Source organism: Mesorhizobium sp. M7A.F.Ca.CA.002.04.1.1, from assembly GCF_004022805.1.
GTDB classification, from domain to species: Bacteria; Pseudomonadota; Alphaproteobacteria; order Rhizobiales; family Rhizobiaceae; genus Mesorhizobium; species Mesorhizobium ciceri.
In genome coordinates, this window is record NZ_RZPL01001063.1 from 1 (window position 1) to 1,280 (window position 1,280).

2 protein-coding genes are annotated in these 1,280 nt (G+C 63.7%); both read left to right on the forward strand.

Annotated elements, in window-relative coordinates:
* The coding region (locus tag ENZ75_RS32100) for a glutamate-cysteine ligase family protein (RefSeq protein WP_245481341.1) at positions 1 to 644 on the forward strand (644 nt) is incomplete at its 5' end.
* 100 nt (positions 645 to 744) lie between these two features.
* Positions 745 to 1,280 (forward strand): DUF937 domain-containing protein (locus ENZ75_RS32105; RefSeq protein ID WP_128278624.1); only part of this gene is annotated, 536 nt, incomplete at its 3' end.

Here is a 1,280-nt window from a genome sequence, read left to right on the forward strand (position 1 = left end):
AATTCTGCTTCTCGCCCGATTTCGGTTTCGCCGACTATGTCGAATGGGCGCTCGACGTGCCGATGTATTTCGTCATCCGCGACGGTCGCTATCACGACATGACCCACATCACCTTCCGCCAGTTCATGGCCGGGGCCGCGCGCAATGAAGTGCCGGACGGGCTGCCGACAATGGGCGACTGGGCGAACCATCTGTCAACGCTGTTCCCGGATGTGCGGCTGAAGCGCTTCCTCGAGATGCGCGGCGCCGATGGCGGGCCATGGCGGCGCATTTGCGCGCTGCCGGCCTTCTGGGTCGGATTGCTTTATGATGAGGCCGCACTCGATGCCGCCGAGGCGCTGACCTCGAGCTGGACGTATGAAGAAACGCTGGCGATGCGCAATGCCGTGCCGGAACAAGGCATCTCCGCACCCTTCCGCAACACCACGCTGCGCGAGATCGCGCGTGACGTGATGGTCATTTCCCGCATGGGACTGAAGAACCGTGGCAAGAAGAACCGCGACGGCTACGACGAGACCTCCTTCCTCAACACGTTGGACGAAGTGGTGGCGCGGGGCACCACCAGCGCCGAGGAGATGCTGTCGGCCTACCACACGCGCTGGGGCGGCTCGATCGAGCCGGTTTTCATGGAATACGCCTATTAACCCTCGGATTTGGCAAAGCTGACCGGCCGGCAAAAGTCGCTTCAATCGGAAGTGGAAACAAACTAGGCTTCTTCGGCGAGGATTTCCGGAGGAGACGCCGATGCCCACCTTGTTCGACATGCTGACGCAGGCCCAGAACGGCAATGGCATGCAGGCCCTTGCCCAGCAATACGGGCTTTCAATGCAGCAGACGCAAGCGGCGGTTGCCGCATTGCTGCCGGCCTTTTCGCAGGGGCTGCAACGCAACACCGCCGACCCCTATGGGCTCGGCGCCTTCATGACGGCGATGGCCAGCGGCCAGCACGCCAAGTATTTCGAGGACGCAACCCGGGCCTTCTCGCCGCAAGGCGTCGATGAGGGCAACGGCATTCTCGGGCACCTGTTCGGTTCGAAGGATCTGTCTCGCGCCGTGGCCAGCCAGGCGGCGCAAGCCAGCGGCGTCAATCAGCAGATCCTGCAGCAGATGCTGCCGGCGATCGCCTCGATGGTCATGGGCGGGCTGTTCAAGCAGACGGCAAACCAGATGCAGGCCGCCGGCGGTTTTGGCGGCGGCGGCAACAATCCGCTCGGCGAGATCATCGAGCAGATGATGCGGCAAGGCGGCGGCATGCAGGCCCCGGCGCCGCAGCCGCGCCA